General features: G+C 43.3%; 11 protein-coding genes. 6 read left to right on the forward strand and 5 right to left on the reverse strand.

Translation table 11 applies throughout. The features are described 5' to 3' along the window. The first annotated feature begins 34 nt into the window (after nucleotides 1-34). The 6 genes from ABIE26_RS15780 to ABIE26_RS15805 are packed head-to-tail and all read left to right on the forward strand — an operon-like array spanning nucleotide 35 to nucleotide 8,852. Nucleotides 35-3,367 carry a TonB-dependent receptor gene (locus ABIE26_RS15780; protein ID WP_310143473.1) on the forward strand — a complete coding sequence of 1,111 codons (3,333 nt, stop codon included), beginning with the start codon at nucleotides 35-37 and terminating at the stop codon, nucleotides 3,365-3,367. An 11-nt stretch (nucleotides 3,368-3,378) separates the two neighbouring features. Beyond that, nucleotides 3,379-5,028, forward strand: a complete 1,650-nt coding sequence (locus ABIE26_RS15785) for a RagB/SusD family nutrient uptake outer membrane protein (protein ID WP_310143475.1) — start codon at nucleotides 3,379-3,381, stop codon at nucleotides 5,026-5,028. Nucleotides 5,029-5,053: 25 nt separating this feature from the next. After that, nucleotides 5,054-6,400 carry a Gfo/Idh/MocA family protein gene (locus ABIE26_RS15790; protein WP_310143477.1) on the forward strand — a complete coding sequence of 449 codons (1,347 nt, stop codon included), beginning with the start codon at nucleotides 5,054-5,056 and terminating at the stop codon, nucleotides 6,398-6,400. Between the two features lie 31 nt (nucleotides 6,401-6,431). After that, on the forward strand, nucleotides 6,432-7,301 hold the full coding sequence (locus ABIE26_RS15795; RefSeq protein ID WP_310143480.1) for a sugar phosphate isomerase/epimerase family protein: 870 nt from the start codon (nucleotides 6,432-6,434) through the stop codon (nucleotides 7,299-7,301). 21 nt (nucleotides 7,302-7,322) lie between these two features. Next, nucleotides 7,323-8,525: a PQQ-dependent sugar dehydrogenase gene (locus tag ABIE26_RS15800; RefSeq protein ID WP_310143482.1), complete on the forward strand. Its 1,203-nt coding sequence runs from the start codon at nucleotides 7,323-7,325 to the stop codon at nucleotides 8,523-8,525. Nucleotides 8,526-8,549: 24 nt separating this feature from the next. Next, nucleotides 8,550-8,852 carry a hypothetical protein gene (locus ABIE26_RS15805; RefSeq protein WP_310143483.1) on the forward strand — a complete coding sequence of 101 codons (303 nt, stop codon included), beginning with the start codon at nucleotides 8,550-8,552 and terminating at the stop codon, nucleotides 8,850-8,852. Nucleotides 8,853-9,449: 597 nt separating this feature from the next. On the opposite strand, the gene ABIE26_RS15810 is transcribed toward ABIE26_RS15805, so the two are convergent. The 5 genes from ABIE26_RS15810 to ABIE26_RS15830 form a co-directional block, all read right to left on the reverse strand. Then, nucleotides 9,450-10,229: a phytanoyl-CoA dioxygenase family protein gene (locus ABIE26_RS15810; protein WP_310143485.1), complete on the reverse strand. Its 780-nt coding sequence runs from the start codon at nucleotides 10,227-10,229 to the stop codon at nucleotides 9,450-9,452. 207 nt (nucleotides 10,230-10,436) lie between these two features. Continuing rightward, nucleotides 10,437-11,039 carry a hypothetical protein gene (locus tag ABIE26_RS15815; RefSeq protein WP_310143487.1) on the reverse strand — a complete coding sequence of 201 codons (603 nt, stop codon included), beginning with the start codon at nucleotides 11,037-11,039 and terminating at the stop codon, nucleotides 10,437-10,439. Nucleotides 11,040-11,120: 81 nt separating this feature from the next. Next, nucleotides 11,121-12,023: an Rpn family recombination-promoting nuclease/putative transposase gene (locus ABIE26_RS15820; protein ID WP_310143490.1), complete on the reverse strand. Its 903-nt coding sequence runs from the start codon at nucleotides 12,021-12,023 to the stop codon at nucleotides 11,121-11,123. Between the two features lie 357 nt (nucleotides 12,024-12,380). Next, nucleotides 12,381-12,800 carry a hypothetical protein gene (locus ABIE26_RS15825; protein WP_310143493.1) on the reverse strand — a complete coding sequence of 140 codons (420 nt, stop codon included), beginning with the start codon at nucleotides 12,798-12,800 and terminating at the stop codon, nucleotides 12,381-12,383. Between the two features lie 508 nt (nucleotides 12,801-13,308). Further along, nucleotides 13,309-14,271 carry a hypothetical protein gene (locus ABIE26_RS15830; protein ID WP_310143495.1) on the reverse strand — a complete coding sequence of 321 codons (963 nt, stop codon included), beginning with the start codon at nucleotides 14,269-14,271 and terminating at the stop codon, nucleotides 13,309-13,311. Between the last annotated feature and the right edge of the window lie 74 nt (nucleotides 14,272-14,345).

The following is a 14,345-nucleotide window of genomic DNA, read 5'->3' on the forward strand; positions in this document are numbered from 1 at the left end:
TGAATCCTGTATGTTATCAAAAATTGGTCTGATAGTGAAACTTACGATTCCATTTTTACTGGTAGCTATTTTGCAGGTTAACGCGGCAAGTTATGCCCAGCAGGTAAGCATATCTGCGAACAATACCTCCTTATCCCGAATTTTTGAATTACTTCATAAACAAACCGGCTATTCTTTTCTGTACAACTCTGCTATGATTAGCGAAAGCAACCCGGTAAGTATTTCAGTGAAAAAAGCAGAACTGAAAGATTTTCTCGATAAATGTTTTGCTGACCAACCGCTTACCTATACCATTTATGAGAAAACAGTTGTTATTAAAAGAAAGCCTCCTGTAGTTTATACAGCGCTCGGCAGAATTGTGGTAAAAGGTACCATCAGGGATTCCAAAGGCGAAACCCTCCCCCAAATTACTGTAAGGGTTAAGGGTACCACCATCGGTACCAACAGTGATTCCAGTGGTGGGTATACTTTAAAGTTACCAGACGGCAACCAAACCCTCATTTTCTCGGCCGTAGGGTATGAAACTTTGGAAGTAACCGTTAACAACCGAACTCAAATAGATGTGACGTTAAAGGAAAAGGTGTCTGCAATGAATGAGGTGATGGTAGTGGGGTATGGCTCCCAGAAAAAGGCCGATGTGACGGGCTCAATCGCCTCCGTAAATGAAGAGGCATTGAAAAGTGTGCCTGTGAGCAATTTAATTAGCGCTCTTCAAAGCCAGGCACCTGGCCTTGACATCCAAAAAGCAGGCGGTAATAGCCACCCCGGTGCAAAACCGGCCATCGCGATCAGGGGCCAGCGTTCTTTAGCTGACGGTGCAACAAATGATGTCTTATATGTAGTAGATGGTATACCTTTTAACGGCACCTACATCAACGACCTCAACCAGGACGATGTCGTTTCAGTACAAATATTGAAAGATGCCTCTGCCACCGCCATTTACGGTTCAAGGGGCGCAAACGGTGTGATATTGATCAATACCAGGAGAGGTAAAACGGGTGCTCCGTCCATCACCTACAGCGGATATGCAGGCCAGGTAAAAGCATTGGGCCATTATGACGTTATGGATCCGAAAACCTATGAGACCTACAAAAAATGGGGGGTTTATAACGCAAACAATCCGAATACAATTGGTGCGGCCCACCCTTACAGCGGTATTGATGATCCCAGGTTCTACACAGATGGCGTTACTTTTCTGCCTGCTGAACTGGCCGGAATGAAAAACGGAACTGCTACAGACTGGCAGGACCTGATCTTTAAAAATGGCCTGAAAACCAATCATCAACTCGGTGTTTCCGGTGGTACAGAAACGACCAAATACGCCATCTCTACCGGTTTTTTTGACGAGACCGGCGTTTTTCCGGGACAGTCATTTCAACGTTATACATTTAAGGTGAGTGTAGACCAGCAGTTGGGTAAAATATTTAAAGTCGGAATAAGTTCACTGAATACGATCAGCAAGATCAACGGAGAGAGCATCAATCCGGTAGGACAAGCGCTGACCTCCAGTCCGCTTACCGTTCCTTACGATGCCGATGGCAACCTAATTCCATTTCCGGGCGGTGGTTCGTTAATCTACAATCCCCTTGCTAATCTCGTGCCGGGCTCGGTTGTCCAGAAACGTTCCAGGTACCATACTTTTACCACCGCTTATGTCGAAGCACAGTTAACGCCCCATTTACGGTACCGTTTCAATGGTGGTCTGGAGCTTACGCCCGAAACTTATGGTGAATTTTATGGAAGCGCAACCTACCAGAATTTAAGCGGGCCTTCTACGGCAAAAAACAACAATTACGATTTCTACGACTACACCCTGGAAAACCTTTTGGTATACGAAAATACTTTTGCAGAAAAGCATCACTTAACAGCAACGGGGCTATTTAGTTATCAGAACGATTACAAAGCATCAACGAGTTTCGGTTACAACAATATTTTAGCTGATTATATTCAATATTTCAATCCTTCGTTAGGGGCAAACCTCAATGGTTCGGGCAATTATGCCAAATTTACTATTGTCTCTTTTATGGGCCGCCTCAATTATGACTTCAAGAGCCGGTATCTGGCTACGCTGACCATGCGGTCTGACGGATCTTCAACACTGGCTCCCGGAAATAAATATCATTTGTTTCCTTCAGCAGCTATTGGCTGGAACATCACAGAAGAAAAATTCATGAAAAGTATCCGGCAGATATCCAGTCTGAAATTAAGGGCCGGCTATGGAATCGTAGGCAATGCCGCGGTAAACCCTTATCAAACACTCGGAGGCCTGGCAGCTATCAATTACAATTACGGAGGTACCAATGTAACCGGCACTTATCCCAATAATGTACCCAATCCAAAGCTTGGCTGGGAATACACCGCAACCCTTAATCTGGGTTTGGATTTCGGGCTGTTGAATAACCGGATTTCCGGTAACGTAGATGTTTACCGGCAACGCACAAGTGATCTGATCCTGCCCCAGAATTTACCGATTACCACAGGCTATACTTCGCAGTTTTTGGCCAATGTCGGAAAAACCGAAAATCGTGGGCTCGAAATTAATGTTAACTCAGTTAACATTAGGGCAACCGATAGGAAAGATTTCGGTTGGACAACCAATTTTAACATCACCTTTAACCGTAATAAGATCCTGGCACTGCAAAATGGCGTAACAAAGGATATTGGCAATAACCGTTTCGTAGGTGCTCCGATCAACTCGCTTTACAACTACGTGCGGTTGGGTATATGGCAAAATACTGCGGCAGATTCAGCGCTCGCCAAAAAGTATAACCTAACAATGACCGGAGTAGGTTCGGTAATCGGAACTATAAAAGTTGCTGACTTTAATGGCGACGGGGTGATCAATTCAAATGACCGCACCATTGTAGGTAACCGCCAGCCAAAGTTTTTAGGCGGGTTTACCAACAGGTTCAGCTACCGTGGACTTGATCTGACTGTAGTTGGTACTTACCGTGTAGGCGGTACGCAAATAGCTTACTGGCTCCAGCCAGGCAGCAACGTCAATGCGATGACCGGCAAGTCGAACAATTTAAATGTTAACTACTGGACACCGTTCAATCAGGAAAACACCTATCCGAAACCCATTTTTGGCTCCAACACACCAACCTATGGCGATTTGCTGGGCTATTATAACGCTACCTATCTCAAAATCCGCACAATCAGCTTAGGTTACACCCTTCCACAACAGATCAGCAATAAAATAACGGCAAAATCCCTGCGGTTCTATGCCAGCCTTAATGATGCAATAATTCTTTTCTCGCCATTACATGACCGGTTCCCTGGCGCTGACCCCGAATCGGCTGGCACACTTGGCCTGGATACGCCGCCGAACAAGTCGGTTCTATTTGGATTGAATGTTTCATTTTAATTTTTAACAGTATGAAATCTATCATAAATAAACATATTGCAGTTTCCATCATGATGTTGGTGAGCATGAGTTGCAAAAAGCAATTAATAGAAGAGCCACATTCTTCACTCACCCCGCAATACTTTAGCACAGCTCAGGGATTCCGATCAGGTCTCGACGCGGCTTACGCCGGCAATCGCAACATCTGGGGCAACGAAAATTTTATGACAATGACCGTACCCGGAACTGATGAATTTAAGTCTGGCGGTGGCGGTAACATTGATTTTAATATTTATTCTACCAGTTTTGATGCCAGCAGCAGCTGGGTAACAAATGTTTGGAACACATGTTATACTTTTATCAATAATTGCAACGGCGTTATCGACAACGGATCAACAGTGAAAGGTCTGGATGCCGCTACAGTGAAACGGGCCGTTGCAGAAGCTAAGTTTCTGCGGGCCAACTTCTACTTTATTCTGGTACGTTTCTGGGGGCCGGTTACACTCAACGAACACTTTATCAGCGAACCAAGCACAAGCGCAGGCCGGGCACCGATTGCGGATGTATATAATTTTATTGTTAAAGATCTGAAGGATGCTATTTCCGACCTACCTGCAAGTCCGGTACAAAACGGCGTTTTACCCGGCAAAGCAACCGCTGCAGCAGCAAACCATTTGCTGGCTAAAGTATACCTGACCAGGGCTTATTCTTCGGCTAAACTGCCCGACGATTTTCAAAATGCCTACAATACGGCCAAAGGCCTTATTGACGCCAGCGGCAGTTTAGGTTTGGGGCTGCTCCCCGATTTTGCTTCAGTGTTTGCTGAAGGTAATGAAGCCAGCAAGGAAGTGCTCTGGAGCGTACAGCACACCTCTAACCTAACCTATAATAACAACAGCAACGAGTTGAATTTCCACTATGTTATGGGCTATGAGAATTTTCCAGGCCTGGTCCGCTCAATGGCCTATGGCCGCCCGTTTGCGCGTGTTCAACTTACCAGGTGGATGAATGATATCTGTTTTGCAGATAAGACCAACGACACGCGATACTTTAAAACGTTTCAATCTGTTTGGCTGTCTAATTCTGCAGATAAGATACCGAAGGTAAACGGCGTACCTAAATATGCATTGGGCGATACGGCGATTTATATGCCTGGGGTTAATGTAAGTGATGCCAAAATCAGCTCAAGCCGTTACTTACTGGTTCCTCCACGGAACTATACCCTGCAATTGTTCCCTACGATGCTCAAATATCAGGATACCAAAAGAGTAGGCATCAATGACCCGTCCATACGTCCCATCATCGCTTACCGGCTTGCAGAAACCTATCTGCTGGCTGCAGAAGCGGCATTTAATCTGAGCGATAACCTTAACGCCGCAAAATACATAAACGCTGTGCGGGAGAGGGCCGCTTTTCCTAACGGAAACGTGGCTGCCATGAGTATTCTGCCTGCTCAGGTAACACTGGATTTTATTCTTGATGAGCGATCGCGTGAACTTGCGGGGGAACAAACCCGATGGCTGGACCTGGTTAGAACAAATAAACTCATAGAACGTGTTAAACTTTACAACCCTGATGCAGGCCTAAACATCAAAGAGAAACATATACTACGGCCGATACCTCAAAATCAAATAGATAGGATCATTACCGGCGATAAATATCCGCAAAATGATGGATTTTAACTTTCAACCCCAATTTAACCACATTATGGAAAAACGAAGAGATTTTATTAAAAAAGTGGCTGTTGCGTCGGCAGGAGTTATGGCAGGCAACAGCTTGTTTGGCATGAGCGCAAAAAGCTACCGTAATATTATAGGTGCCAACGAACGCATCCATGTTGCCATCATCGGTTTAAATGGTCGCGGCACCAGCATGGCAAGCACTTTTGCCCGGCAAAAGAATGCTGAGATACTTACACTTTGCGATGTTGATACCCGCGTTTTTGCCAAAGCACTAAAAGCTGTAGCAGATAACCGTCAGGTAAACGTCCCTAAAACCGAAGGCGACTGCCGCAAGGTGATGCAGGATAAAAATATTGACGCCATCTACATTGCCACGCCCGATCATTGGCATACGCCCCTTACAATTATGGGCTGTCAATCCGGAAAACATGTATATGTAGAGAAGCCTTTAAGCCATAACCCGCACGAGGGCGAAATGGCTATTATCGCTGCACGTAAATATAACCGGGTAGTGCAAATGGGCGCGCAGCGTCGTTCGGCCCCGATATTGACCGAGGGTATACAAAGGTTGCATGAAGGAATTATTGGCCGGGTTTACTACGCCAAAACCTGGTATACTAACGATCGTAAGCCTACTGTCCTGAAACCCGGCACCGCGCCCGAAGCATTAAATTACGACCTGTGGCAAGGCCCTGCGCCACGTCTGGCTTACCAGGATGGCCTGATCCATTACAACTGGCACTGGTTTTGGCATTGGGGAACCGGTGAGGCGCTGAACAATGGTACACACGAGGTTGATATAGCCCGCTGGGGCTTAGGTGTGGATTATCCAGTAAAAGTAACTTCATCGGGCGGACGTTATGCCTATAAAGACGATTGGGAAACGCCGGATACGCAGGTCGTTACGCTGGAATATCCAGACAGGAAAATGATCATGTGGGAAAGCAGCAGTGCGAACGGCCGAAGAATCGAAGGTGATGAGCGCGGGATTATTTTTTACGGTGAGAACGGAAGCCTGAGCACCGGTACCGATGCTTATAAAGTGTTTGATCTGAAAGGCAAACTGCTGAAAGACGTTGGCCCGAAAACCAAAGAAGAAGCTGTACAGGGGCGCAATACTGCCAGTGTAAGCCTGAGTTTGGATAGCATGCACGTAGCCGATTTCCTGGACGCGATACGCAGTAACCGCAAACCAAATTGCGATGTGGAGATTGGACATAAAAGCATTATCGGGATGCAGTTAAGCAATATTGCCTGGCGTGTAGGCCGGGAACTTCATCTCGATCCGAAAAACGGTCATATTCTTAACGATCCCGAGGCGCAAAAGCTATGGAAGCGGAGCTACGAACCGGGATGGGAACCGAAAATTTAATGAACTGCCTGTTTAAATAACAATTTCAAATATGATCTATCAATTAAAAAAAGCCCTGCTAAGCCTGGGTTTAATAGGAGCCCTGGTTAGCGGCCAGGCTGTAGCCCAAAAAAAGCTATTTCCGGAAGCTCCGGGTATCGTGTCGTACACCTATCGTAACCAGTTTGCCAAAGATGTGCCCGGCACGCTGGATATGATAAAAGACAACGGGATAACCGATGTCGAATTTTCGAACCTGTTTAAACAAAGCCCTCAGGACTTGCGCAAAATGTGCGATGCAAGAGGCATCAAATGTTCATCCTACGGAGTAAGCTATGAAGACCTGGTAAATAAGACAGATGAAGTAGGAAAAACGGCCGTAACGTTAGGCGCAGCCTTTGTTAGGGTAGCCAGTATTCCCCACAAAGGCGCATTTACTTTAGATATTGCCAAACAGGCAGTTGCCGATTTTAACAAGTATGGTAAGCTGCTGAAAGACAATTATGGCCTGACTTTCATCTATCACAATCATGGTTTCGAATTCCAACCTTACCAGGATGGCACGCTGTACGACTACCTGCTGAAAAATACAGAGCCTAAATATGTAAGCATGGAACTGGATATCCTGTGGGCATTTTTGCCAGGGCAGGACCCGGCGCAATTGCTGGCTAAATACGGTAATCGTTATAAGGCCCTGCACATGAAAGATTTAAAGAAAGGTGTTGAACGTGGCAGCCTTTCGGGTACTACCCCAAAGGATAACGATGTGATTTTAGGCACCGGCCAAATTGATATTCCGGCAGTGATAAAAGCAGCACGCAAAGCCGGCGTGAAACATTATTATATTGAGGATGAAAGCAGTTCATCCCTTACACAAGTGCCAGAGAGTATAAAATATCTTAACAGCTTAAAAAAAGACTAAAAAAGAAAAACGAACCATTTTATGTTATTAAAACTTTATAAACCACTGGCATTGGGCATTGTGCTAACATCAATTACCATTTCCGGCATGGCTCAGACTGGCGCCCCTGTAGAGACCAGCAAGGCCAATACCGACTACAAACCCGCTTTTAAGGGCCAAACCCGTATAGGTAGCGTTAAAACCAAAACTGCGTATAAAGACGAGGTAATCAACACTAACCTGAAAGGCCCCTGGGGTATTTGCGTATTGCCTGATGGACGTTTACTTATCAGTGGTAAGCCGGGCACCATGCAAATATTGACCACCACGGGTAAGATCGTGAAAACGATTACCGGCTTCCCTAAAGTACATTTTCAGGGGCAGGGTGGTTTGCTGGATGTGAACATTGACCCCAATTTTAAAAAGAACCGCATGGTTTATTGGACCTACGCCCAGCCGGGCGAAAACGGTGCCGCACTGGCTGTTGCCAAAGGCAGGCTATCTGCCGATGAGACCAAGTTAGAGCAGGTAAGCGTGATATTTGAAGCCGTGCCCCGCCATAAAGGCGGCGGCCAGTATGGTTCGCGATTGGTGTTTGATAAAAAGGGAAATATTTTTGTTAGTTCGGGCGACCGTAGCGCGAAAGACATTCGTCAAAAAGCACAGGATCTGAACACTACAACGGGCAAGATCATCCATATTACCAAAAATGGCAAGCCGGTAGCGGGTAATCCATTCATCGGCAAAGCAAATGCTAAGCCAGAGATATATGCTTTGGGTATCCGTAACCCTGATGGTTTGGCCATTCATCCTGCTACAGGAGAGCTGTGGGAAGCTGAGTTCGGCCCGCGTGGTGGCGATGAGCTTAACCTGATCCGGGCCGGAGGTAACTACGGCTGGCCTGTGGTAACTTATGGTATCGAGTATACCGGAGAAAAAGTATATGAAGGTATACAGCAAAAAGAGGGCACCATACAGCCGGTTTATTATTGGGATCCCAGCATTTCACCGGGTTGTATGATATTTTACACGGGCAACATGGCTGAATGGAAAAATAACATTTTAGTAGGCGGCCTGGGTGGTGTGCATATTGCCCGTTTGGTTATCAGAAACAATAAAGTGGTAGGCGAGGAGCGTTTGCTGGAAAACAGGCAGGAACGCTGGCGCTGCATGGCCATTGGTAAAGACGGCAACCTTTACGCAGGTACTGATAGCGGGAAGTTATATAAAATAAGCAAGAAGTAACTTCAAAATTTCTAATTTCGTAAGGTGAAAAGTAAGATCGATGAAATGCTGCTAACCTATGGACTGAGTAAAGAAAGCAGCATATTACCTATGCTGGATAATTTTACGGAAGAAGAAATCAGGGAATATTGCTGGCAGGTTCTGCGTAGTTATCCTGATCTGAAAAAGGAAGACTGGATCATTGGAATGGAGGGAGGCGACTTTATTTACAGTTTTGATGATCACTTTGTTTTTATTACAGATGACATCTGGAGTTTTAACCTGATCGGCAGGCGGCCGGTTTTAGAATTACTGACAGACAGGATAAAAACGCTGGCCTCTATTTGATCATAGCTGCAGGTACTACATTTTTAATGCACCAAACCTCCCAAATACTTTAAGCCTGTTAGCTGTGTTTGTACTGCGTTCGGGATGCGTTCGAGAGTGACAGCTCCTTGAATATGCATTTCCTAGCCCTTGGTAAGGCTTGTGGCCATATCAAGGCCTAACCAACCCCTTATCAACGCGTCTTCAACGCGCCCTCTAAGTAAAACGCATCCCGAATATGCACAGACTCAATGAATGATCAGTATTGCAGATTTTCTAAAATAATTTACCGCGCTATATGTTTTTCTGATTACAAATGAAATGGGCTACCTGATCATAAACCATGAATCTGTTTTACTGGTAAAAAGAGAAAACCATCAGCGGATGGAAGCACTGAGGTAGTTTATCTGTCTAAAATACGTTTTGGCAGTGGATGCTTTTTTAGAAATGCAATTGCGTCTTCTTTTTTCTTTTTGAAAAATGGTGATGTTTCATCAAAAGGGAGTCCCCACAGACTACGGCGTGTATTTGTATCACACCAGGAAGTAATTTAAGATAACGGGAGGCGAAGACCTAAAAAGCCCCCGGCAAAAGATGTTGCCGGGGGCTCCAGGGTAATTAATAGTCTAGCGCTCTCCTTATTGCTTCTTCAACCGGGCTGCAGTGCCCTTCGCTCCTGATGTCAAAACCATTCCGGAGCAGCAATGGGGGTTGTGCCATAAACTTAGGCACCGTACCACGATGCCTTTGTGCTGCATGAACTAAAAAAGGATGACAGAGATATACTGTGCCTGCCTTCCCAACAGCCAGAGCTTCTTCTCTTCGGGGCAATTCAGGTAACCTGGCCGCCAGTTCCATAAAAGACAGCCCGGCCTCAGCTTCAGGTTCCAGCAGCCTGGCCACGTCCAGATGCGAGCCCTTCAGGATTCGTGTTGGCGCATCCGGTTCATCAACATCAGAAAACAGGAACAGCATCAGCAAGCCGCGGCCTTTTGAGTGAATATTGATGCGTGCTGCGAAAAAATCATTGGGATCATCGCCGGCAAAACCTGCATCAACATGCCAACCCGTATCACCAGAATCAATGGCCGAGGGGAAGCGAACAGGGAAAGCACCCATACTCATGCAGGGAAGCCATCTGCCTTTACCAGTCAGCTGATCAAAAGCGGCATGAAGAATATCGGTATTGGCGGCTTTGATAAAAGGGTCCTGGGTATACATGCCCAGCCAGACCACAGGTTTTGTCCATGTAGTACTGTCGTCCTGTTTAAAAGGGATGTCTTTCCAAAGGATATTTCTTGCTTCGGTTGCAAGATCAGCAGGAAAAGCATTGTCAATGCAGACAAAGCCGTCTGCAATAAAAGATTGTATTTGTTGAGGATTTAAGATGTTGTGCATAATGTTTATATAAAATTTTAGACAATAAAGAATTTATGCCCCTTCGGGACAGTGCTCTTAAGACTTGAAAAATTATATTATAACATTACGGTCATTCTCATGTAGCAAATGTACTGGTTTCTTATTAATTTTAGCAATCAGCTGTTCTTCTGTAGGTAGGTACAATTCGAAATGTTTCTACAGCTTATGGCTCTCATTATTGGTGTTTTATGTTAATTTAACCCCTTCCAATTTGTACAAATTTAATACACCAGGTTCAATTTTTAAATCGGGTCTAAAGTATAATATACCTGTTACGAAATGTCGGGTAAGCTGGTTACTGTTGGTGATAGCAACGTCCGAATCAAAATCAGGGTGTTTTCTCAATAGTTTGCCAGATTCAGAGTCCAAAACATAAAAGTTCAGCAGGAAGGGACTGCCCTCTCCGAGATCGCTCAAAAATACATCGTATTTTTCATTCTGCGGGCGAATTTTCAGATCATTGTAATTTAATGTTCTAATCAGTTTTATGTCGCTGTAATAATTAATGCCATTTTTATCTATCGTTATTTTGGTGGCATTACTTTTCGTTTTTTTTCGCATTGTTATCATCAGCCATCCAAAAAACCACACCAGCAGTAAGGACAGTACAAGCATTCCTATTTTTAAACCAATTGAAATATGCCTTGAATTGAAAACGATTACCGTTGATCCTATCATAGCAATGGGTACAAATACAGACATCAGCCAACCAAATCCTTTGATGAACAAAGTAAAAAAGTGGGAATGCCTGGATGTTACTTCTGGGAAATTGTTTTTAGTAAATGTCATTTTAAATGATGTACCTGCTAATCTATAAACCACCCATTGGTGTTGTTCTTCCTGTTAAAACTAATGCCGGTTTCTGCTGAGCTATTTTTTTAATGCAAGGATTTCTTCTTTTGTTAGCCTGGTAAGTTTGATGATTTCTTCAATCAAATATCCTTCGTTAATCATTTGGAGAGCCATTTCATGCCTGGCTCTCAGTTTTCCCTGTTCTAATCCCTGTTCCAGGATATACTGATCGTGGCTGTAATTATCCCGTTTTCTTTTGAGTTCTTTTTGATAAGCATTCATCTCTTCTGGCGTTAGGTTACTTACTTCTGCTACCTCAAACAGCTTTCTGAATGTTGGGCTGCTACTCAAAGGTACGGGTATTTCTTTAAATTCTGTCATATGCTTTAAACAGTATAGCCATTTGTCTTCATTGGTTTCCAGTTGCTCCAGTGTTTTTGTGAACCTGGGCAATTCTATATAGATGTAGCCTAGCTTATCATAGAATTGTTTTTTAGTACGCATTTCTACTAGTCGGACATCATGAAGATAATGGCCATCCGAGTTATCACCCAGTATAAAGTCCATTACAGCTACAAAGTAAACCTCTGGTAGTTTATAATCCCAGTCTGCTTTTACCGATTTGCCATGTTCCTGCACCAGGTTAGCTGTATAAAAGAGAAGTCGATCTTTAAAATGCTTCTGATTACCTTTTTGCATTTCTACAACGAAATTCTCACCTTTCTCGCCGGTGCAATACACATCAAATACTGTTTTTCGGTTGTCTTTCTGATCTCCCTTTCGCTCTGTTTTCCCCAGTCTTACTTCTTTAATTACTTTACGGCCTTCAAATACGCCATTTAAAAAGTCTCTTAATAAATCAAGATGGCCTTCCTTGGCAAAAAAGTGATGAAATGAAAAATCAAGCTTAAAATCTATATACCGTGACGTGATGGTTTCAGATATATCTGTAGTACGGGCGAGACTGGTTTCTTCTGGCATAGTTTCGGTTTTGACATAGCAAACCTACACCAGTGTTTTGTCAATTCCCAGAACTCTGTTCACTTCAGGAACGCGTCCGGAAATGGCATGTATTTTTGAAACATAGTTCTGCTTGAGAGGCTTTTAGATGACTAAACGAAATAATATTTGTTTACTACTTCTCATCAGTAGTTGCTGACTCATGAAAATTCAATATCATACCGTCAGCTAAATTAATTTCTCTTATGTTTAAGAAAGAATTGAATGTACAATCTGTAAGAAGGTTTTTACAGAGAACCAAAACCATGGTGGAAATTTGGATGTAAAATATGAAGAATATTTCTTTTAATGGAGAGGCTATAGAATTGACTGTTGGTATTAAGTTTTGAGCGCCTGTACTTCTTCTACGGAAAGTTTGGTGGTTTTAGCAATAAACTCAATAGATAAACCTTCTTTTTTGAGCTCACGGGCAATTTCCAAAGCCTCTTCGTGACGGCCTTCAGCTTTGCCTTCCCGTCTTTCCTGCATTTTTATAGTTTCAATAATTCCCATATCGAGTTTTCCTCCTGTTAGTGTTTCGATCTGCTGATCAAATTTATGATTAATATCTTGATTGTCAATAAATATAAAATTCTTCAAAAACCACATGAAACTTACGATGCGGTCATGGTCGTAATTCTGGGCTAGCAGCGCTTTTGCGATGGTAAGTCGTTCCTGGCCAAGCTCTTCATCCGGTATTTTCCCTTCTAGTATTGCTTTTTGACAAGCCAGAACAATTAAAGTCAATTCCCTTTTCAAAATCTATCACCTCGTCAGCATCTGAATACATAAAGCGCAGGAAATCATAAAAGTTCTCTTCAAATGCGCCCTTTAATAGTTCATCATTCTTTTTATGTGGCTTTTTTCTGACAGCGACCCTGGTTAGTGCTAGGCTTATTTCTTCTGGCATAGTTTCGGTTTTGACATAGCAAACCTACACCAGTGTTTTGTCAATTCCCAGAACTCTGTTCACTTCAGGAACGCGTCCGGAAATGGCATGTATTTTTGAAACATAGTTCTGCTTGAGAGGCTTTTAGATGACTAAACAAAATAATATTTGTTTACTACTTCTCATCAGTAGTTGCTGACTCATGAAAATTCAATATCATACCGTCAGCTAAATTATTTTCTCTTATGTTTAAGAAAGAATTGAATGTACAATCTGTAAGAAGGTTTTTACAGAGAACCAAAACCATGGTGGAAATTTGGATGTAAAATATGAAGAATATTTCTTTTAATGGAGAGGCTATAGAATTGACTGTTGGTATTAAGTTTTGAGCGCCTGTACTTCTTCTACGGAAAGCTTGGTGGTTTTAGCAATAAACTCAATAGATAAACCTTCTTTTTTGAGCTCACGGGCAATTTCCAAAGCCTCTTCGTGACGGCCCTCAGCTTTGCCAATTTCCAGTCCCTCAGCTTTGCCTTCCCGTCTTTCCTGCATTTTTATAGTTTCAATAATTCCCATATCGAGTTTTCCTCCTGTTAATGTTTCGATCTGCTGATCAAATTTATGATTAATATCTTGATTGTCAATAAATATAAAATTCTTCAAAAACCACATGAAACTTATGATGCGGTCATGGTCGTAATTCTGGGCTAGCAGCGCTTTTGCGATGGTAAGTCGTTCCTGGCCAAGCTCTTCATCCGGTATTTTCCCTTCTAGTATTGCTTTTTGACAAGCCAGAACAATTAGGGCAAATGGGTTTCGTATGGCAATAAGTGTTTCCGGGGAATGATCAAAAATATTATAAGTTAAATAGGTAAAAGAGAGGGTTGTACCTAAAAGCTGGTCTTTATACGTCGTTTGTCTGCTCTGGTTTTCGGAGCCTGTAAAAACAGCAATTGTAGCTACAGAAACGTTGTAGCGGTCTCTTATCCGGTAATTGTATTGAAAGAGGCGATAAGCAAATTCCGGATCGTTGCTGCCCTCTATTTCTACATTCAACAATACCCATTTTTCGGTACCATTTTTAAGGTACAGCTTTGCTAAAAGATCTGCCTGGCGTTTGCCTTTTCTTCTTTCCCTTACGGGAATAATGGTATGAAGCTCTTTGTCCATAAACTCAATTCCCTTTTCAAAATCTATCACCTCGTCAGCATCTGAATACATAAAGCGCAGGAAATCATAAAAGTTCTCTTCAAATGCGCCCTTTAATAGTTCATCATTCTTTTTATGTGGCTTTTTTCTGACAGCGACCCTGGTTAGTGCTAGGCTTATTTCTTCTGGCATAGTTTCGGTTTTGGCATAGCAAACCTACACCTGTGTTTTGTCAATTCCCAGAACTCTGTTCACTTCAGGAACCT

Source organism: Pedobacter africanus (genome assembly GCF_040548825.1).
Taxonomy (GTDB): Bacteria; Bacteroidota; Bacteroidia; order Sphingobacteriales; family Sphingobacteriaceae; genus Pedobacter; species Pedobacter africanus_A.